This window comes from Xanthomonas sp. NCPPB 4467 (assembly GCF_041475665.2).
GTDB classification, from domain to species: domain Bacteria; phylum Pseudomonadota; class Gammaproteobacteria; order Xanthomonadales; family Xanthomonadaceae; genus Xanthomonas; species Xanthomonas dyei.
In genome coordinates this window covers 4,012,178-4,031,014 of sequence record NZ_CM191260.1, presented here as the reverse complement: position 1 = coordinate 4,031,014, position 18,837 = coordinate 4,012,178, and the positions used below count along the sequence as shown (strand labels likewise).

Annotated in this window: 15 protein-coding genes and 1 other RNA gene; 11 read left to right on the top strand and 5 right to left on the bottom strand. The window is 66.1% G+C overall.

Annotated features, from left to right (window positions below):
• Positions 1-309: 309 nt before the first annotated feature.
• The 8 genes from ACCQ06_RS17545 (at position 310) to ACCQ06_RS17510 (ending at position 10,418) form a co-directional block, all read left to right on the top strand.
• Entirely contained in the window at positions 310-3,114 is a 2,805-nt protein-coding gene (locus tag ACCQ06_RS17545; protein WP_316688146.1) for a DUF2339 domain-containing protein, read from the top strand.
• Positions 3,111-4,457, top strand: coding sequence for a DUF3999 domain-containing protein (locus ACCQ06_RS17540; protein WP_316688144.1), 1,347 nt, complete (start codon positions 3,111-3,113; stop codon positions 4,455-4,457). The genes ACCQ06_RS17545 and ACCQ06_RS17540 overlap by 4 nt, the downstream gene beginning before the upstream one ends.
• 449 nt (positions 4,458-4,906) lie before the next feature.
• The gene (locus ACCQ06_RS17535; RefSeq protein ID WP_104616541.1) at positions 4,907-6,082 is read left to right on the top strand and encodes a phosphoglycerate kinase; all 1,176 of its coding nucleotides are present in this window, start codon (positions 4,907-4,909) and stop codon (positions 6,080-6,082) included.
• The gene (locus tag ACCQ06_RS17530) at positions 6,079-6,726 is read left to right on the top strand and encodes an HAD family hydrolase (RefSeq protein ID WP_228324468.1); all 648 of its coding nucleotides are present in this window, start codon (positions 6,079-6,081) and stop codon (positions 6,724-6,726) included. Before ACCQ06_RS17535 ends, ACCQ06_RS17530 begins: the two co-directional genes overlap by 4 nt.
• 256 nt (positions 6,727-6,982) lie before the next feature.
• Complete coding sequence (gene pyk, locus ACCQ06_RS17525) at positions 6,983-8,449, top strand: pyruvate kinase (protein WP_104616539.1); 1,467 nt, start codon at positions 6,983-6,985, stop codon at positions 8,447-8,449.
• A gap of 219 nt (positions 8,450-8,668) precedes the next feature.
• Positions 8,669-8,806 carry a hypothetical protein gene (locus ACCQ06_RS17520; protein WP_316688140.1) on the top strand — a complete coding sequence of 46 codons (138 nt, stop codon included), beginning with the start codon at positions 8,669-8,671 and terminating at the stop codon, positions 8,804-8,806.
• A 342-nt stretch (positions 8,807-9,148) separates the two neighbouring features.
• Complete coding sequence (locus ACCQ06_RS17515; RefSeq protein WP_104616537.1) at positions 9,149-10,153, top strand: class I fructose-bisphosphate aldolase; 1,005 nt, start codon at positions 9,149-9,151, stop codon at positions 10,151-10,153.
• A 193-nt stretch (positions 10,154-10,346) separates the two neighbouring features.
• Positions 10,347-10,418, top strand: a non-coding RNA gene (locus ACCQ06_RS17510) — sX9 sRNA.
• A gap of 148 nt (positions 10,419-10,566) precedes the next feature.
• Here the strand turns inward: ACCQ06_RS17510 and ACCQ06_RS17505 are convergent.
• The 4 genes from ACCQ06_RS17505 to cobA form a co-directional block, all read right to left on the bottom strand.
• Entirely contained in the window at positions 10,567-11,106 is a 540-nt protein-coding gene (locus ACCQ06_RS17505) for an O-acetyl-ADP-ribose deacetylase (RefSeq protein WP_228324467.1), read from the bottom strand.
• A gap of 267 nt (positions 11,107-11,373) precedes the next feature.
• Positions 11,374-11,880: a methyltransferase family protein gene (locus tag ACCQ06_RS17500; RefSeq protein ID WP_104616571.1), complete on the bottom strand. Its 507-nt coding sequence runs from the start codon at positions 11,878-11,880 to the stop codon at positions 11,374-11,376.
• Positions 11,881-12,572: 692 nt separating this feature from the next.
• Positions 12,573-13,532: a cysteine synthase A gene (gene cysK, locus ACCQ06_RS17495; protein WP_228324466.1), complete on the bottom strand. Its 960-nt coding sequence runs from the start codon at positions 13,530-13,532 to the stop codon at positions 12,573-12,575.
• A 15-nt stretch (positions 13,533-13,547) separates the two neighbouring features.
• Complete coding sequence (cobA, locus tag ACCQ06_RS17490) at positions 13,548-14,750, bottom strand: uroporphyrinogen-III C-methyltransferase (RefSeq protein WP_316688134.1); 1,203 nt, start codon at positions 14,748-14,750, stop codon at positions 13,548-13,550.
• Between the two features lie 163 nt (positions 14,751-14,913).
• Between cobA and ACCQ06_RS17485 the strand changes: the two genes are divergently transcribed.
• Together ACCQ06_RS17485 and ACCQ06_RS17480 are read left to right on the top strand one after the other, a co-directional pair.
• Positions 14,914-15,894 (top strand): LysR family transcriptional regulator, encoded by a 981-nt coding sequence (locus ACCQ06_RS17485; RefSeq protein WP_104616533.1) that lies wholly within the window; start codon positions 14,914-14,916, stop codon positions 15,892-15,894.
• A gap of 10 nt (positions 15,895-15,904) precedes the next feature.
• Positions 15,905-16,189 (top strand): hypothetical protein, encoded by a 285-nt coding sequence (locus ACCQ06_RS17480; protein WP_316688131.1) that lies wholly within the window; start codon positions 15,905-15,907, stop codon positions 16,187-16,189.
• Positions 16,190-16,847: 658 nt separating this feature from the next.
• Here ACCQ06_RS17480 and ACCQ06_RS17475 read toward each other — a convergent pair.
• The gene (locus tag ACCQ06_RS17475; RefSeq protein ID WP_316688129.1) at positions 16,848-18,044 is read right to left on the bottom strand and encodes a GAF domain-containing sensor histidine kinase; all 1,197 of its coding nucleotides are present in this window, start codon (positions 18,042-18,044) and stop codon (positions 16,848-16,850) included.
• A 304-nt stretch (positions 18,045-18,348) separates the two neighbouring features.
• Between ACCQ06_RS17475 and ACCQ06_RS17470 the strand changes: the two genes are divergently transcribed.
• Positions 18,349-18,783: a DUF2946 family protein gene (locus ACCQ06_RS17470; protein WP_104616569.1), complete on the top strand. Its 435-nt coding sequence runs from the start codon at positions 18,349-18,351 to the stop codon at positions 18,781-18,783.
• Positions 18,784-18,837 lie beyond the last annotated feature (54 nt).

The window sequence follows — 18,837 nt, the reverse complement described above, 5'->3', positions numbered from 1 at the left end:
AATGCCATTTGTCCTTGCGGATGTGGGTGTTAACCCGCGCGCTGGCGCGTTTTTTAGCATTCTGGGGCAGGGTTCGGCAAGTCGGCTATTTGTCTTCCTGCAAGACGAATCAGCGTAGACATCGGCGGGTGCACGAATCTCACACTGGCCAGTGGCGGCGGAATGCTCGCTGCGTGGCGTCTATTCCGGTACCTAAGGGCCATCCAGCTCGCTGACACTCCTTTCGCCTCAAGGCCCACCTGACCAGGGGATAGGCTGAGGCTGTATGGTGCGCTCAGTCGGCCGGACGCCGGTTTCAGGGGCAATGCATTGGAAACACTGATTGGGTTGGTCGTACTGGTGCTGCTCGCTGTGCCGGTAGGCGTCATCATCGCGCTTGTGTGGATTGCTGGACTGCGGCGGCGCGTGGATGTGCTTGAGCACAGGCTTGCACACTGGCATGCCGAGAATGCGGCGGTGACGGCGCCGACGGCTACCGGGAACGTGGCAGAGCCTATCCCCTCGGTACAGTCATGGACAGGCCCTGACCAACCCGAGGCGGCGCAAACGCCCACCATTGATGCATCGGCGCGGGTCACTACTGACAGTGCAGCTGCGGTCGAGGTCGCATTGCAAAGAGGCGTAGTGACTCCGTTGCCGCCGGTACTTGCTGCCGCAGGATGTGCGGATTCGGCGTTAGATGGAACTGCAGCCCCCTCGCAGATATCCGCTGTCCGTGCGCATCCCCCTCACTCAGAACAGCCAGAGTCACTGCAGGCTCCACAGGCACCCACCGAACCGGACCCGATCACGCGCGCCATCGGCGCGGTGAAGCGCTGGTTCACCGAAGGCAATGTGCCGGTCAAGGTGGGCATGCTGGTGTTGCTGGCTGGCGTGGCGTCGTTGTTGAAGTACGCCAGCGATCAGGGCTGGATGCGCATGCCGGTCGAGCTGCGGTTGGCCGGCATCAGCGTGCTGGCGCTGGTCGGTCTGGTATTTGGCTGGAAGCAGCGGTTGCAGCGGCCCGGGTTTGCGTTGGCGTTGCAGGGCGGTGCCATCGGCGGCTTGTTGCTGACTGTGTTTGCGGCATTCAAGTTGTACAGCTTGCTGGGCGCCGGGCTGGCGATGGGCATCAGCGTGGTGCTGATTGCCGGCATGTGCGTGCTGGCGGTGGTACAGGATTCGCGCACGCTGGCGGTGTTGGGCGTGCTTGCCGGGTTTCTTGCGCCAATCTGGTTATCCACCGGCAGCGGCAATCATGTCGGGCTGTTTTCGTATTACGCCGTGCTCAACGCCGGCATCGTGGCGATTGCGTGGACGCGGCCGTGGCGCGTGCTCAACCTGCTTGGGTTCGCCTTTACCTTCGGCATCGGCACGCTGTGGGGCGCGCTGCAGTACACCCCGGCAAAATTCGCCAGCACCGAGCCGTTCTTGTTGCTGTTCTTCGCCATGTATGTCGCGATTCCGGTACTGCATGCGCGGCGCGGCGACGGCAGTGCGGGCAAGCTCATCGATGGCAGCCTGTTGTTCGGCACGCCCTTGGTCGCCTTTGCGTTGCAGGCGCGTTTGCTGGAAGGCGATCGCCTGCCGTTGGCGTTGTGCGCCGTCGCCGTGGCGGCGTTGTATGCAGGTCTTGCGAGCTGGTTGCTGCGGCGTGCATCCACACGCTTGCTGGGCCAGGCGCACGCGATGCTGGCCGTCGGCTTTGCGACGCTGGCAGTGCCGTTGGCGTTGTCGGCGCGTGCCACCGCCAGCGTGTTCGCGCTGGAAGGCGTGGGGCTGTTGTGGCTGGGCCTGCGCCAGCAGCGACGCATTCCGCAGATCAGCGGTGTGGCCTTGCAGCTGATGGCAGCGGTGGGGGTGGCCTTCGGTGTGGATGCGTGGCGTTACGACAACGTGGCGGTGGCCAATGCCACCTGCATGAGCAGCTTGCTGATCGCCATTGCCGGCTGGGCCAGTGCCTGGTTCCTGCGCGATGCGGGTCATCGGCGGAGCGCGCTGGTGGCGTATCTGTGGGGGCTGGGCTGGTGGACCATGTGCGGGGTACACGAAATCCTGCGCTTTGCCGGCGATCTGCGCAGCGAGCCGGATCTGCTGCTGGGCTTCGTCGCGTTCAGCGTGTGGCTGGTGGCCGAGGTGCACCGCCGTCGCCCTGCCGCTGCATTGGTGTGGACGGTCATGGCGGGTCTGGCGCTGGCCGCGCCGTTGGCGCTGTGGCAGAACCATGCGCATACGCAGCCCTTCGCGCATTGGGGTACTCTGGCCTGGCTGGCGTTTGCGCTGGCAGGCGCGCGGGCATTGTGGTGCCTGCGGATGCAGCCTGGCGCAGGCGCCGTGGTCGCGCAGTTCATCTGGTGGCTGTTGTGGCCGTCGGTGGTGTCGTTGGGTGCGGTCTGGCTGGCCGATGCGTTCGCGCTTGCCAACGGCTGGCGCTGCGCCTTGCTGGCGGTGCCGTGGCTTGCCGTGGCGACCGTGGGCTTGCTGCGCTGGCCGTGGCTGACCTGGCCGCAGGGGGCGCGCTTCGATCCTGCGCGCACCGGGTTGCTGAGCTGCGTGTTCGCGGTATTGGGTATCGGTTGGCTGCTCGCATTGCTGGATCCGGTCAGCGCCGCGCCATTGCCCTGGGTGCCCTTGCTCAACCCGGCCGAACTGGCGCAGCTGGCGGTGCTTGCCTTGGTCGCGCGCTGGGCGTGGTCGACGCACGCGCCGGCGATCCTGCAATGTCGGCGCGTTACTGCGCTCGGTGTGCTGGGCTGGGTGTTGATCACCGGCAGCACCTTGCACAGCGTGCATCACTGGGGCGGTGTGCCGTGGAATGCAGTGTTGGTGGGCGCGACGGTGTCGCAGACCAGTCTGACCATCGTCTGGAGCGTGCTGGGTGTGCTGGGTTGGGTGGTCGGCTCGCGTCGCGGGCAGCGCGGACTGTGGCTGGGCGGTGCCTTGTTGATGGGTCTGGTGCTGGCCAAGCTGGTGCTGGTCGATCGCCAGCATCTGGGCAATCTGCTCGGCATCGGCTCGTTCATGGCCTACGGCCTGTTGTGTACGGTGGTGGGGTATCTGGCGCCGGCGCCGCCGCGTCCGGCGATTGAAGAGCGCGCTGTCGACGACGATGGCGCGGCAAAGGATCAGGCATGAGTACGAAGCATTGGGGATGGTTGCTGCTGGTGCCGCTGATGGCGCAGGCGGCCGATGTGCGGCAGGACTATCGGCAACAATGGCCGCTGCAGGTGGCCGGCTCCGATGCCGGCCTGTACCAGCTGAGCTTGAGCGAGGCGGTTTATCGCAGCGCAGTCGATGCGGAATTAGGCGATGTCACGGTGATCGACACGCGTGGCGAAGAAATGCCCACCGCGCCGCTGCCGGTCGCCGCTGAGCCGTCCTCATCGCGTCGGCAGCGGTTGCCGTTGTTCGCATTGCCGGAAGGCGCTGCGCCGGCCAACGGCGATCTGCAGTTGATCGCCGAGCGCGATGCCAGCGGGGCGGTACGGCGGCTGGAAGGGCGCTTTGCAACCGGTGCGCCCGCAGCGCCCGGCGTCGGCGGCAGCTGGTTGATCGACGCCAGCGCATTACGCGATCGCCCGCGTGCGTTGTTGCTGGATTGGGAGGGCAATACGCCGGTGCAGGCGCAGCTGCGTGTGGAGGGCAGCGACGATCTGCGCGACTGGCGTTTGCTCGCTTCCGATGCAACGGTGATGGCCTTGGACAACCAGGCGCAGCGGCTGCAGCAACGCCGCATTGCGCTGGACGACGGCGCAAAGTACCTGCGCATCGTGCCGATATCGGGCACCCTGCCGCCGTTGCGCGCGGTCGATGCGGAAGTGGATGGCGTTGTCGCGCCCACCCAACTGTCCTGGCTGGACTTGCAGGGCACTGCTCAGGACACCGGCGTGACCTATGTCGTGCCGGGTCGCTTTCCGATCACCCAGCTGGATGTCGGCGGCGGTCTGGCCGAAGCGGTGGAATGGATTGTGGAAAGCCGCGATGCCGACGACGCGCCGTGGTCGCGTCGTGCCGGGCCATGGTTGGCGTATCGGCTTGGCAATGGGGCCTCGCCACCGCAGCTGTTGTCCGCACCCGTGCGCGATCGTCAGTGGCGATTGGTGGCTGCCCAGGGCCGCAGCACCGCGGTGCCGACCTTGCGCGCGGGGTATCAACCGGAGCGATTGATGTTTCTTGCGCAGGGGCAGCCGCCGTATGCGCTCGTCGCTGGCAGCGCGCGCGTGCAACGTGGCGACGCGCCATTGGCCTCGATGCTGCAGGCGCTGCGGCAGGAGCGCGGAATGCAGTGGCAGCCCGTGCAGGCCAGTATGGCCGCGCAGGCACAGCCGCTTGCCGGCGATGCGGCACTGCAGCCGGCCGCCACGCCGCGCGACTGGAAACAATGGCTGCTCTGGGCGCTGCTGGTCGGTGGCGCCTTGCTGGTCGGCGGTTTTGCGGTCAGTCTGCTGCGCAAATCCGGTACGGAGCGGCCGCTGTAACGCTTCGCTATCGCACGCTCGCCAGATCTGTGCGGGCGATGCGGGTTTGCCGCTTTGCTGCGAAGGCCGGACAATGGGTATCCCCCGTCGCCCAGGCAGCCGCATTGCCCGTCGTGTTCGACCGATCAGAGTTGGCGCCATCCGCATGTACGGCAGCGCCCGTCCGGCGCACTGCCTCGTTGCGGTACGGCGCGCCGATCCCGAATCATGATTGTCCAATCCCCGCCGCCAAGGCGGTCGCATTGCGCGTCGTCTCCGGTCGACTGCCGTTCGTGTCTGCCGCAGTTGCAATGGCGGCATTTTTGCAAGGTGCTGCTCCGTCAAGGCGGCGCAGTAGCGTGATTTCCTCCGCGCACAGAAGGTGCACGCACGCGTCCAACGCAGGCGCGGCGCCGTGTACCAATCCCCCCTTCCGATTCCCGAATTCCAAGACTTAGCGAGCCAAGCCCATGTCCATTGTCCGTATGACCGACCTCGATCTCTCCGGCAAGCGCGTGCTGATCCGCCAGGATCTCAACGTGCCGATCGATAACGGCCAGATCACCTCCGAGCAGCGCATCACCGCCTCGGTGCCCACCCTCAAGCTGGCGCTGGAAAAAGGCGCGGCGGTGATGGTCACCTCGCACCTGGGCCGCCCGAAGGAAGGCAGCTGGAGCGAAGAAGATTCGCTGGCGCCGGTCGCTGCGCGGCTGACCACCTTGCTGGGTGTCGAAGTCAGCCTGGTGCGCGATTGGGTGGACGGTGTGGAGGTCGCGCCGGGCCAGGTGGTGCTGTTGGAAAATTGCCGCATGAATGTCGGCGAGGGCAAGGACGACGAGACCCTTGCACGTAAATATGCCGCGCTGTGCGATGTGTTCGTCATGGATGCCTTTGGCACCGCGCATCGCGCGCAGGCGTCCACGCATGGGGTGATCCGCTTCGCGCCGGTGGCCGCCGGTGGCCCGCTGTTGATGGCCGAACTCGACGCGCTGGCCAAGGCGCTGGACAACCCGGCCAAGCCGCTGCTGGCGATCGTGGCCGGCAGCAAGGTCTCGACCAAGCTGGAGCTGCTCTCCAACCTGGTCAACAAGGTCGACCAGCTGATCGTCGGTGGCGGTATCGCCAACACCTTCATCGCCGCCGCCGGGTATGCGGTGGGCAAGTCCTTGAACGAGCCGGATCTGATTCCGACCGCCAACCAGATCGTGGCCGATGCCAAAACGCGCGGCGCGGAGATTCCGCTGCCCACCGACGTGGTCGTCGCCAAGCAATTCCTGCCCGATGCGCAAGCCACGGTGAAGCCGCTCGACGCCGTCGAGGCGGACGATCTGATTCTCGACATCGGCCCGCAGACCGCCCAGCACTATGCCGAGATGATCGCCAATGCCGGCACGGTGGTGTGGAACGGCCCGGTCGGTGTGTTCGAATTCGAGCCCTTCAGCCATGGCACCGAAACCCTGGCACGCGCGATCGCCGCATCCAAGGCGTTTTCCATCGCCGGCGGCGGCGACACCCTGGCGGCGGTGGACAAGTACGACATCGCCAAAGACGTCACCTACATTTCCACCGGTGGCGGCGCGTTCCTGGAATTTCTGGAAGGCAAAACCTTGCCGGCCGTTGCCGCGCTCGAGGCCCGCGGCAAGTGAGTGCAGCCACGCTGTTCTTCGATCTGGACGGCACGCTGGTGGATTCGGAGCCGGGCATCGTCGCCAGCATCGTGCATGCCTTCGATGCCGTCGGCCAGCCGCGTCCATCGCCTCAGACCTTGCGTGCCTGGATCGGCCCGCCGTTGCGCGACAGCTTTGCCGAGTGTTTTCCGCAGGACCCGGAGCTGGTGCAGCGCGCGCTGGGCCTCTACCGCGAGCGCTACGACGCGGTGGGCTGGACCGAACTCAGCGTGTTCGATGGCATCGGTGAGGTGGTCACCGGCCTGCAACGCGCCGGCCATCGCCTGGCCGTGGTCACCTCCAAGAACGAGCGGTACGCACGCCGCATCGTCGAGCACCTGCCGTTCGGTGCATGCTTCGAGAACGTGATCGGTGCCAGCGAAGATGGCGAACGCCGCTTCAAGCCGGACCTGATCGCCGAAGCACTGCGCCGCCTTGAGATCGACAAGACCGGCTGTGTGATGATCGGCGACCGTCGCATGGATATCGATGGCGCCAATCACCACGGCATCCACAGCATCGGTGTGTTGTGGGGCTTTGGCGACGAGGCCGAGCTGCGCGCTGCAGGCGCCGGCGCGATTGCGCACACGCCGGCGCAACTGACGCAGTTGATCCCCGCGTGAGCGCCGCGCATCGGCGATGGCGCTCGCTTGGGCGCCGCTGGCGCGCTGCGCGAGGTGATGCAACAGATTGCTCTTCACTGCCACCGGGTTAGGGTGGCGACCGCATCGCGTTGCCCCGTGCAACGCGTGCGTAAACGGACGTACTGTCCCGCACTGTCTGTAAGACATGCCGGAATAGGAGGGTGGCTATGCCGCAATGCCATCCTCGGTACGTGACGTGTGTGTTAAGTTTCGCGGCTTTTACAGGGAGGCCATCATGAAAGAACGTCAACGCCGCACCAAGATCCTCGCCACCCTCGGACCGGCAACGGACGCGCCCGGTGTGCTGGACGCTTTGTTCAAGGCGGGCGTCAACGTGGTGCGCCTCAACTTCAGCCACGGCGACCCGTCCGGACAGGCCAAGCGTGCCGCCGAAGTGCGTGCCGCCGCTGCACGCGCCGGTGCCGAAGTGGGCATCCTGGCCGACCTGCCGGGCCCGAAGATCCGTATCGAACGCTTCGCCGAAGGCAAGATCAAGCTGACCATGGGCGCGCGCTTCGACCTGGTGGCCGATGCCAATGCGCCGGCCGGCGACCAGAATCAAGTGGGCGTGAGCTACCTGGGTCTGCCGCAGGACGTGGCGGCCGGCGATGTGCTGCTGCTCGACGATGGCCTGGTGCAGTTGCAGGTCACCGACGTGCAGGGCGCACGCATCGTCACCACCGTGCTCAACGATGGCGTGCTGTCCGACCGCAAGGGCTTGAACAAGCAGGGCGGCGGTCTGTCGCTGGGCGCGCTGACCGAGCGCGACAAGGAGCTGATCGGCATCGTCGCCAAGATCGGCGTGGACTTCATCGCGGTGTCGTTCTGCCGCAATGCGCAGGACATGCACGACGCGCGTCAGATCGCCCAGCAGCACGGCTGCGATGCGCAGCTGGTGTCCAAGATCGAGCGCACTGAAGCGATCGAAAATCTGGTCGAAATCGTCGAAGCCTCCGATGTGGTGATGGTGGCGCGCGGCGATCTGGGCGTGGAAATCGGCGATGCCGAATTGCCGGGCCTGCAGAAGAAGATCATTCGCGAGTCGCTGGCGCAGAACAAGGTGGTGATCACCGCCACGCAGATGCTGCAGTCGATGGTCGAAAGCCCGATCCCGACCCGCGCCGAAGTGCTGGACGTGGCCAACGCGGTCATCGACGGTACCGACGCGGTGATGTTGTCAGCCGAAACCGCCGCCGGCGCTTATCCGGTGCGCGCGGTGGAAGCGATGGCACGCATCTGCCTGGGCGCCGAGCACCAGTTCGAATTCGATACCGACTTCGAAGCGGCGCAACGCAACCTGCAGCGCGCCGATCAGGCGATCGCCATGGCGACCATGTTCCTGTCCGAGCACATCGGCCTGGGCGGCGTGGTGGCGTTGACCGAATCCGGCGGCACGCCGCGCTTCCTGTCGCGCTTCCGCTCCAACATGCCGATCTACGCCTTCACCCGTCACGATGGCGCGCGTCGCCAGATGGCGATGATGCGCGGCGTGTTCCCGATCAGCTTCGACAGCCGTGGCCTGACCCCGCGCGAAGCCGCACGTGCGGCCATCCGCCTGCTGGTGGAAAACGAGCGCATGGGCCCGGGCGACCGCGTGGTGTTCACCAGCGGCGAGCACATGGAAATGCACGGCGCCACCAACACGCTGCGCCTGCTGGAAGTGGGCGAAGACGGCCGCGCCACCGGTCTGGGCGAGCTGTAACGCACTGCCGGCCATCCGCGGACGTCGATTGACGTCCGCGGCGGGTTGAACAGCACGCATCCTGTACAGCGGCGGCCTTCGGGTCGCCGTTGTGCTGTGTGCGGTTCGGTGCGTCAGGTGTTATGGCATTCGGCATGCACTGGCCTGCGTGCCGTGTGGCGTACGCACCGCGGGTGCGTTGCATGTCGCTGATCGCACACGCATTCCATCGTGCGTGGCTTGATTCAGCTGGCCTGGATCATCGGCGGCATCTGCTTGGCGGCCATCGCGCTCCAAGCGGCGGCGATGCTGCCGACAAAGCTGCTGTCGCGCGGCACGTCTTCGCAGGGACGCGACCTGCGCCCGTCCACGTGTTGACGTGATCGATCGACGCGGCAACCGCGATGCCGGCACGTTCGACGCACACGATTGCGCATGCAGATCGGCCGTTCTACGCGCGCTGCTGCGGTGATCGCGGCGCAAGTGCAGGGCTGCCTGCAACATGGCGGTCATGCATGCCGACGCGATGGCCGCATGCGCTTGTGCAAGCGATGGCAATCACGCGACACATCGACCCTGCCTTCTGCAGCGCGATGCGAGCGGCGCCACACATCCTGTCACGCAGGCAAGGTGTAATCGGTTGCAGGCATTCCGTGAAGGAATGTGTACGACTTTCGTCGCTATACTTTCGTTCTCCCCCGCAGCTGCCACAGGAACTACATGAGCATCGAACAGCTTGCCGAAACCGCCCAGGCCATGGTCGCCCCGGGCAAGGGCATCATCGCCATCGACGAGTCGACCAGCACGATCGCAAAGCGTTTTGCCAGCGTCGGCATCGAGAACATCGAAGAAAACCGCCGCGCTTACCGCGAACTGCTGCTGACCACACCCAAGCTGAGCGATTACATCTCCGGCGCCATCCTGTTCGACGAGACCATCCGTCAGAAGACCAAGGACGGCGTGCCGTTCGCCAAGTACATGGCCGAGCACGGCATCATCCCGGGCATCAAGGTCGACAAGGGCGCCCAGCCGCTGGCCGGCATGCCGGGCGAACTGGTTACCGAAGGTCTGGACGGCCTGCGTGCACGTCTGGAGGAGTACTACACGCTGGGCGCGCGGTTCGCCAAGTGGCGTGCGGTCATCAACATCGGCGAAGACATCCCGTCCGGCACCTGCATCGAAGCCAACTCGCATGCGCTGGCGCGTTACGCCGCGCTGTGTCAGGAGCAGGGCCTGGTGCCGATGGTCGAGCCGGAAGTGATCATGGACGGCAGCCACGACATCGAGACCTGCTACGAAGTGACCGAAGCCACGCTGCGCTCGCTGTTCGGCGCGCTGTATGAGCAGAACGTCGTGCTCGAAGGCACCATCCTGAAGGCCTCGATGGTCATCTCCGGCAAGGGCTGCGAAGAGCAGGCCAGCGTCGAGGAAGTGGCCGAGTCGACCGTGATGTGCCTGAAGTCGACCGTGCCGGCGATCCTGCCGGGCATCGTGTTTCTGTCCGGCGGTCAGACCGATGAGCAGTCCACCGCGCACCTCAACGAAATGCACCAGCTCGGCAACCTGCCGTGGCCGCTGAGCTTCTCCTACGGCCGCGCGATGCAGCAGGCTGCACTGCAGTTGTGGGCCAAGGACATGACCGGCAACTTCGCCAAGGCGCAGCAGATCATCTATGAGCGCGCCAAGGAAAACGGCCTGGCGGCACTGGGCAAGTGGAAGGGCTGATCGAGTGATGGCGGCCGCAAGGCTGCATCGCCGGTAAGACCAAAGCGCCGGCAGCGATGCCGGCGTTTTTTATTGGGTGTCGACGTGCGGGTTGACTGTGCCCAGGTGCGGACCAGCTCGGCGCAACGCAGCCGCAACGCACGAAACACTGCGGCGCCGTCGGCGGGTATGGCCGGCCGGTGCCTGGATCGGCATGCACCGGTGCGGGCACCGTAGTTCCTCGGTGCTGTGCGCACTCGTCTGACGCTCGCTCCGTTTGTCAGCCGCTCCTGGTGCGATCGGGCGAGCTAAGGTTGTGCATCAGGACTGCTGCACAGTAGTGGCGCGGTTGAAAGACGACGACGGGATTCCACTGACCAAAACGCAACGAGCGCCTTGCGGCGCTCGTCAGTGCAACCTGCATTGCGTAGCGATCAGGCGGCCGCGGTGTCCTGCGTTGCCAGTGCCTGCTGATACGCCTTGTAGGTCGCCTCGTTATAGGCCACCAGCACGATGTGCTTGGGTACCTTGTGCGAGCGCTGCCAGTCACGGGTTTCAGTCACGGCAATCCGTGCGGCCTGGTACAGCGGGTAACCGTAGATGCCGCAGCTGATGGCCGGGAACGCGATCGAATGCAGCATCATCTGCTCGGCAAGTTTGAGCGACTGCCAATAACAGTTGGCCAGTTGCTCCGGCTCGTTGTGCTTGCCGTCGCGCCACACCGGGCCCACGGTATGAAACACATGGCGCGCCTTCAGATCGAAGCCTTCGGTGATGCGGATTTCGCCGGTGGGGCAGCGTACGCCCGGGCGCACCTGCGGCAGCGCTTCGCAAGCGTGCAGCAGACGTGGGCCGGCAGCACGATGGATGGCGCCATCGACGCCACCGCCACCCAGCAGTGATGCGTTTGCCGCGTTGACGATGACGTCAACGTCGAGTTCGGTGATGTCGCCTTGCCAGACTTCGATTCTCATAGCGCGATAGTTATGGGATTTGAATGATGAACGCGTGATGGGGTCAGGCGTTGCGGAGCCCCACGCTAGGGCCCATTCATCTCACACGCTGCGACAGCCTCCGACGGTGCCGGAGGCGCAGAAAAAGATCGGCCGGAATCGCGTTTTTGGGCGAAACAGTCGCGGCAACGATTGGAAGAATTTATCGCTGGCGCAAGCGCCTCTGGCGGCCCTGGCTGCCAAACCGCTGCCGCATCGCGAGATGCGGCGCCACCCGCGCGTTGCGCGTCAGAGCCAGCGGCGGACGCGCGTGCAGTATTCGCTGTAGGCGCGGCCGAATTCGGCGCGCAGGCGGCCTTCTTCGAACGGGATCAGATAGAACTGCAGCGCCAGCCACGGCAGCGGCAGCAACAGCACGCCCCATAGATAGCCCATCTGCACGGTCAGGCCCAGATAGCTCAGAATCAGGGCCAGATACATCGGGTTACGGGTGAAGCGGTACGGCCCGGTCAGGACCAGCTGCGAGGGATGGCCGCTCGGCAGGATGGTGGTGCGACGGCGCGCGAACAGCACAAAGCAATTCACCGCCAATGCAAGTCCCAGGCAGGCGACGATGCCGCCAAGCAGTTCGATCCAGGCCAACAGGTCCGGCGGCGGCAAGGGCAGGTCGAACCGCCGCTGCAGCCAGGCGCCCAGCGCCAGCGTCGCAGCGAAGTGCACGGGCGAGGTGATCTTCACCAGCCACGGCGCGCGTGCGCTGCGTGTGCCGCCGTGTCCATACGATTGCTTGCTCACCACACTCTCCCTGCAGAACGGCGGACATCCTAACGTTTCCTTGACAGGGAGGGGAGTGCATTCATCGCAATGCAATGTGTGGCTGGGAGTACGCTGAGGCAGGACCCCTGGTGACCGCTAAAGTGGGGGTGCGGCGCGTTGCGATGGCGCGCTCTTCCATGGGGTGGAGCTCTGCTTGTCTGACGCGCACGTGCGTGCGGCTTCGCTGTCGCAATGCGATGGCATCTTGCGGTGATTGATCCGCTGGTACGGCGCGTTTCGATTGCATACCAGCCATCAGGGTTTCGAGTTGATCGCGCGATGTGCGGCGATGATGGGTGTGGCGCCTACCACCTACCACCTACCACCTACCGTCTATGGCGATGCGAACTCCCCTCCACGGTTGGCTAACGCGCTGTGCCCGGTTCGGCTGCTGACTTTCTTCTCAAGGCGCTCGTCACGGCTGCGCTTGGCGCTGTTGCGCGAGCGCGATTGCTTCGGCAATCAGCAGCCCGGCATGTGGTCCGCGTTGCAACGCACTCCAGCGCGCACGATCGAAATGGTGGTCGCGCTTCGCTCAGTGGTGGCCGTGGTTAAAACGAGCAGGACTATTCCAGTCTGCCGATCGACCGCGCTTCCCATATTCCCGGTCCCGAAACAAACAAGGCCGCACCAGATGCGCGGCCTTCCAGTGTCGACCAGCCAATCGCCGATCAGGGCAGGCCAGCCAGCCAATCGTCGTCCGAGCCTTCGTTGATGTCGGCGAACAGCGGGGTGGAGAAGTAGCGCTCGCCGGTATCGGGCAGCATGGCCAGGATCACCGCGCCGGGCGCGGCAGACTCGGCCACGCGCAGCGCCGTGGCGACAGTGGCGCCGCCGGAGATGCCAGTGAAGATGCCTTCTTCGGCAGCCAGACGGCGGGCGATGGTGATCGCATCGCTGTCTTCCACGCTCAGTACCTCGTGCGCGACCTCGCGATTGAGCACCTCGGGGATGAAGTCCGGGGTCCAGCCCTGGATCTTGTGCGGCTTCCAGTCCTGGCCCTGCAACAGCGCCGCGCCGGCTGGTTCGCTGGCGGTGATGCGCACTTCCGGGCGGGCAACGCGCAGCACTTCGCCCACGCCGGTGAGCGTGCCGCCGGTGCCCCAGCCGGTGACGAAATGGTCCAGCCGGTGGCCGGCGAAGTCGCGCAGGATTTCGGCGGCGGTGGTGTTGCGGTGATAGGCCGGATTGGCCGGATTGGCGAACTGGCTGGCCAGGAACCAGCCATGCTGCTCGGCCAGTTCCCTGGCCTTGCGCACCATGCCGCTGCCACGCTCGGCGGCCGGGGTCAGGATGACCTTGGCGCCGTAGGCGCGCATCAGCTTGCGGCGCTCGATGGAGAAGGTTTCCACCATGGTGGCGACGAACTTGTAGCCGCGCGCGGCCGCCACCATGGCCAACGCCACGCCGGTGTTGCCGGAGGTGGCTTCGACGATGGTGTCGCCGGGCTTGAGCAGGCCGCGCTGCTCGGCATCGAGGATGATCGCCAGCGCCAGGCGGTCCTTGACCGAGCCGCCCGGATTGAACGCCTCGACCTTGACGTACAAGGTGACGTTGTCCGGGGCGAGGCGGTGAAGTTTGACCACCGGGGTGCGGCCGATGGTGTCGAGGATGTTGTCGTACAGGGCCATGGGGTCTCCGTCGAATCAGGCTGCGTGGGCCAGTGTGGGCGTGTCGGGCGTTGCGATGGGTGAGTGTGGCAGCGGCGCGCTGAGCGGTGCAGCGCCAAACCAGTGCAGCGCCGGCGCCAGCGCGGTCACTTCGCCCAGGATCAGCAGAGCGGGCGCCTGCACCTTGAACTGCCGTGCGCTGCTGGCCAGGGTGGCGAGCGTGCCGGTGATCACCCGCTGCTGCGGGCGCGAGCCGTTTTCCACCAAGGCGAATGGCGTGGTGGGCGCGCGGCCGGCCTGCAGCAGGCGCTGCTGGATCCCGTCCAGGCCCGCCACGCCCATGTAGAAGGCCAGCGTCTGGCGCTCCTGGCCCAGCGCGTGCCAGTCCAGTGTGTCCAGCGAATCCTTGCAGTGCGCGGTGATCAGGCGCAGCGACTGCGCGTGATCGCGATGGGTGAGGGGGATGCCGGCATAGGCGGCGCAGGCGATGGCGGCAGTGATGCCGGGGACAACCTGAAAGCCGATGCCGTGTGCGCGCAGGAATTCCAGCTCTTCGCCGCCACGGCCGAACACGAACGGGTCGCCACCCTTCAGCCGCACCACCCGGCGCCCGGAGCGGGCATGTTCCAGCATCAGCGCATGGATCTGTTCCTGGCGGGTGCTATGGCCTTGCGCGGCCTTGCCGACTTCCACGCGCACTGCGCCGCTTCGGGCCAGTTGCAGGATCTGCGGGCTGACCAAGCGGTCGTACAGCACCACCTCGGCCTGCCGGAGCGCGCGCACCGCGTGGCGCGTGAGCAGGCCGGGATCGCCGGGGCCGGCACCGACCAGGGTCACGCTGCCGGGGGAGAGTGGCGCGACACCTGTCTGCGGCGCGGGGGAGGGCGCCGGCGCAGTTGCGGATGCGGCCGGTGCCGCGCTATGGGTCAACAAGCGGTGGCGGCTTGCTGCGGCGCGCAGGGCAGCGTTGTGTTCCGGCTGCTCGCTGGCGGCGATGGTGAGCCAGACGGGGGAATCGGGTAGTGCCAGCCAGGCGGGGTCGAAGTGGCCGGTCAGCCACCGAAGCCGGCCGGCCCGCGCCCACTGCTGCAACTGTGGGGTCAGCTGCGGGGCGCCAACCAGCGGCAGCGCCCCTGCCTGCAGCAGGTTGGCGGTGGCGCGTTCGGCATCGGCACCGCCACCGACCACCAGGACGGCACGGCCACGCAGGTCGGCAAGGAGCGGGAACGCAGAGGTCACGGACCGGGGCATCGAAAGGGAGGGCCAGACCGTAACGCCGGCTTATAGCCGTCGGAAATGACTTCATGCGCCCTAAAAATAGCGTTCGGTTATAAGCTGGGCCGTCGAACTCCTCTACAGTCAAAGTCCTTGTGGCGCCTCGCGCTTTTTTGGACATAAGCCCATGACGCTGACCCAACTTCGCTACCTGGTGGCCATCGCCGATGCCGAGCTGAACATCACGCTGGCGGCAGCGCGTGTGCACGCGACCCAGCCCGGCCTGTCCAAGCAGCTCAAGCAGCTGGAAGACGAGCTGGGCTTTTTGTTGTTCGTGCGCAAGGGACGCAGCCTGGACGCGGTGACGCCGGCCGGGGTGGAAGTGATCGAGCGGGCACGCGCGGTGCTGTCGGAAGCCAACAACATCCGCACCTACGCCGCCAACCAGCGCCGCGAAAGCCAGGGCCAGCTGACCCTCACCACCACACACACCCAGGCGCGCTTCGTGTTGCCGCCGGCGGTGGCGCAGATCAAGCACGCCTACCCGCAGGTAAGCGTGCATCTGCAGCAGGCGGCCGAAAGCGCGGCGCTGGATCTGCTCAGCCAGGGCGATGCGGATATCGCGGTGGTCAGCACCGCCGGCGGCGAGCCCAGTGCCGGCATTGCGGTGCCGCTGTATCGCTGGCGGCGGCTGGTGGTGGTGCCGCGCGGGCATGCGCTGGACACGCGGGTGGCGCCGGACATGCAGGCGCTGTCCGAGCACCCGCTGATCAGCTACGAATCGTCCACCCGGCCGGGCTCGTCGCTGCAGCGGGCGTTTGCGCAGGTCGGGCTGGAGCCGAGCATCGCGTTGACCGCGCTGGATGCGGACCTGATCAAGACTTATGTGCGTGCCGGGCTCGGTGTGGGGTTAGTAGCCGAGATGGCGGTCAACGCCCAGGACGAGGACCTGCGTGCCTGGCCGGCGCCAGCGCCGATCGCCGAGTGCATCGCCTGGGCGGTGCTGCCGCGCGACCGGGTGCTGCGCGACTACGCGCTGGATCTGGTGCACGTGCTGGCGCCGCAGATCGACAAGCGCGACCTGCGCCGCGTACTGGACGGCAACCAGGCGCCGAACTGGCCGCTGCCGCCGACCTGGGAATCGCTGACCCAGACCATCACCAGTTGAGCGCTACGCGATGACTAAGCCAGTACGTCCGTCCCTCAGCAGACTGTGGTCGCCCGAACCCGATGGCGGCATATCGTTGCAACTGTCGGCAAACATCGACGGACGCGAGCACGCCATGCTGACGGTGCTGGCCGACCCGCAGGACGAATCGCTGTGGGTAGCGCTGCAGGCCGGCGCAACGCCGGTGCAGATTCCGCTGGTCGTGCTGCGTCAGCTGCTGGACGTGGCAGCAGAGGACGTGCATTCGGCGGCGTGGTTTGCGCAGCAAGGGGATGAGGCCGGGATTGGAGATTAGGGAGTTGGAATTCCTAACAGCGGTTTCTGCCACGTCGTGGTGGCGCGTTACGTGCTGTTGTTGTGTCCGCTAACGCGCATTGCATGCTGCACTGCAGCGTAGAGTGGCGCGAAAATTCTCTTTGCAATCAATGTGATGCGAGCGCTGGGCAATGTGCCGCGCGTGTTGCTGTCAGTGATTCTCCCTACACGTGTCAGGGCCGTCTTAGCGGTGTTTTCGAGGCCCATCAAGTTGGGCGCGGCGCTGTCGTAAACCCTTATAGCAACCATGACGCGACACTTCGGACGTCTAGGGGTGGACGGCGCAGGACCGGCGATGCAGGTATCGCTTCACCGGTGTGATCAGTGGTGTCGTCGAAAGGTTGCTAGCGCTGTCGCATCACTGTTGCGCGAGGCTGCGCACACAGCGCGACTGGCGCACCCGGGTCCCTGGGGAGAGGCCTGGCGTGTTTGGCGGCGGATCCGGGTCGGGAGCTCGGGTCCGCCTTTTTTTTGCCGATTTTTCGCCGAAACAAGCGCAGCACGCGCCGGCGGCCGAGCTGGGTTGGCCGCTCTTGGCGAGCGCCGGATACTCGAATCAACGCCTATGAAGCGACGTGCGCCAGGTCTGCTGCACAGCTGCGCGGTCGCACATCGCCACGCAGTTGCGCGCGAGCGCGTCAGGCCAACGGAATGCGAACCGAAAAACAGGTGCCGCCTTCCGAACGTGGCCGTACCTTCACCTCGCACCCCAGCGTCTCGGCGGTGCGGTGCACGATCCATAGCCCGATGCCCAGACCGTCGCTGCGTGGGTCGGCCTGGCGAAACGCCTGAAAGACCTGCTCGGGCTGCTCAAGATTCAGGCCGATGCCGCTGTCGATGATTTCCACCACTGCATAGCCGGGGCGGCGGCGGGTGCCGACCAGCACGCGTCCACGCTCGGTGTATTTGATCGCGTTGCCGACCAGATTGCCGATCAGGGTGGTCAACAAGGTCGGGTGGCTGCGCACGCGCAGCGAGGTCGGTACGTGGCGCAGCGACAGACACTTGTCGATGGCAGGCTGGCGCCAGACGCCGAGCACCGAATGCAGCACGTCTTCCAGCTGCAGCGGCTGCAGATCCGGCATGGCGGACTTGCTTGCGGCGGCCAGCGTGGCCAGTTCGTCCAGGCTGCGACCGACCAGGCTGATCGCGTCGCGCGCAGTCACCAAGGTCGGGATGGAATCGACGTTGGCATGCCGACGCATCTTGTCGATGGCGTAGGCAGCGGTGCGCAGCGGAGTCTTCAGATCGTGCCCGGCAATGGCCATCAAGCGGCTGCGGTAGCGGTCGGATTCTTCCGCGATCAGCAGCGCACGGCGCAATTCCAGCTGCGCCATGGTCTGGCGCGCGAGCGCGCGCAGCGCTTCGACCTGTTCGTCGCTGAGCTTGCGTGGCTGACGGTCGAGCACGCAGACGGTGCCTAACGGCAGGCCGTCCGGCGTCTTCAACAGCGCACCGGCATAGAAATACAGCGGCGCTTCGCCGGTCACCAGCGGGTTGCGCGAAAAGCGGCTGTCTTCGCGCGTGTCCGGCACCACCAGCACGTCGCTGTCGAGCAGCGCATGCGCGCACATCGACTTGAACAACGGCGTCTCGCGCTCGCCCATGCCGAGCTCGCTCTTGAACCACTGGCGGTCCGCGTCCACCAGGCTGATCAGGGCGATCGGAGTCTGGCAGATGATCGACGCCAGCCGGGTGATGTCTTCGAAGGCCGCCTCGCGCGGCGTATCGAGGATGCCGTAGCTGCGCAGGGCCTGAAGGCGCAGCGCCTCGCTGGGCGGTTTGGGCGCGCAGGGAAGTGGCTCAGCCGCTGGATCGGACAGGACAGTACTCATGCGCGGGCAGGATGAATGGGATGACACCCAAGCATAGGGCATGGCGACGCCTCGCATGCGCGCAGCCTTATACGCATCGGTAGAACTGTGACTGCCGGCCTGGACAATGGAGCGGCAGTGATATTCAGGTGATGGCCTGTGCTTCATCGATTCGGCCATGGCGGTGGCTGGTGGGGCGCAGGTCGACAGGCGGCAGCGTGCGATGTTGGTCCGCCCGGACGCCTGCGCGGGTTTGGGTGCGACATCCGGTCGCGCACCGGCCGCTCCCATCGCTCCTGCCGACATGGCGGCTTACACTGCGGCGATGCCCGCGCTTCATCGCCATCGTCTGTTGCACCTGCTCGCCTGCCTGGCAGTGGCGCTGATGCTGTTGGCGCCGTTGATCAGCCGCTGGAGCCAGGCGCGCATGCTCGAGCCGATGTGCATGAGTGGCCCGGCGCTTGGCACCAGCGCTGCAGTGCATGCGAGCCACGCGCCTGCGCAAGCGTACAGCGCAGTGCCTCGGGATCACGGCATGCCCGGCGCCCCGCAACGTGCCGGCGACCATGACGCCGCGCTGCACGGCGAAGCCTGCGACTACTGCATGTTGGCCGCGCGCCTGCTGCCCTGGCTGGCACTGCTGGTGCTGTGTCTGCTGCAGCGACGTCCGGTGCCGATACCGCTGCCTGCCGCGGTGCGGGCATGGTCGGCCTTGCGTTGGACCGCCCTCGGAGCGCGTGGGCCACCGTTGTACGCCTGAGCCTTGCCCCGTTGCGGGCGTCCGTTCTGCTGCAGCCTGTCTGCGCCTGATGCG

What these genes read in the sequence shown, in the direction of transcription:
- ACCQ06_RS17485 (WP_104616533.1), top strand. Translation starts at nt 14,914, where the DNA reads ATGACGCTGACCCAACTTCGCTACCTGGTGGCCATCGCCGATGCCGAG.
- pyk (WP_104616539.1), top strand. Translation starts at nt 6,983, where the DNA reads ATGAAAGAACGTCAACGCCGCACCAAGATCCTCGCCACCCTCGGACCG.
- ACCQ06_RS17475 (WP_316688129.1), bottom strand. Translation starts at nt 18,044, where the DNA reads ATGAGTACTGTCCTGTCCGATCCAGCGGCTGAGCCACTTCCCTGCGCG.
- ACCQ06_RS17540 (WP_316688144.1), top strand. Translation starts at nt 3,111, where the DNA reads ATGAGTACGAAGCATTGGGGATGGTTGCTGCTGGTGCCGCTGATGGCG.
- cysK (WP_228324466.1), bottom strand. Translation starts at nt 13,532, where the DNA reads ATGGCCCTGTACGACAACATCCTCGACACCATCGGCCGCACCCCGGTG.
- ACCQ06_RS17480 (WP_316688131.1), top strand. Translation starts at nt 15,905, where the DNA reads ATGACTAAGCCAGTACGTCCGTCCCTCAGCAGACTGTGGTCGCCCGAA.
- ACCQ06_RS17505 (WP_228324467.1), bottom strand. Translation starts at nt 11,106, where the DNA reads ATGAGAATCGAAGTCTGGCAAGGCGACATCACCGAACTCGACGTTGAC.
- ACCQ06_RS17535 (WP_104616541.1), top strand. Translation starts at nt 4,907, where the DNA reads ATGTCCATTGTCCGTATGACCGACCTCGATCTCTCCGGCAAGCGCGTG.
- ACCQ06_RS17515 (WP_104616537.1), top strand. Translation starts at nt 9,149, where the DNA reads ATGAGCATCGAACAGCTTGCCGAAACCGCCCAGGCCATGGTCGCCCCG.
- ACCQ06_RS17470 (WP_104616569.1), top strand. Translation starts at nt 18,349, where the DNA reads ATGCCCGCGCTTCATCGCCATCGTCTGTTGCACCTGCTCGCCTGCCTG.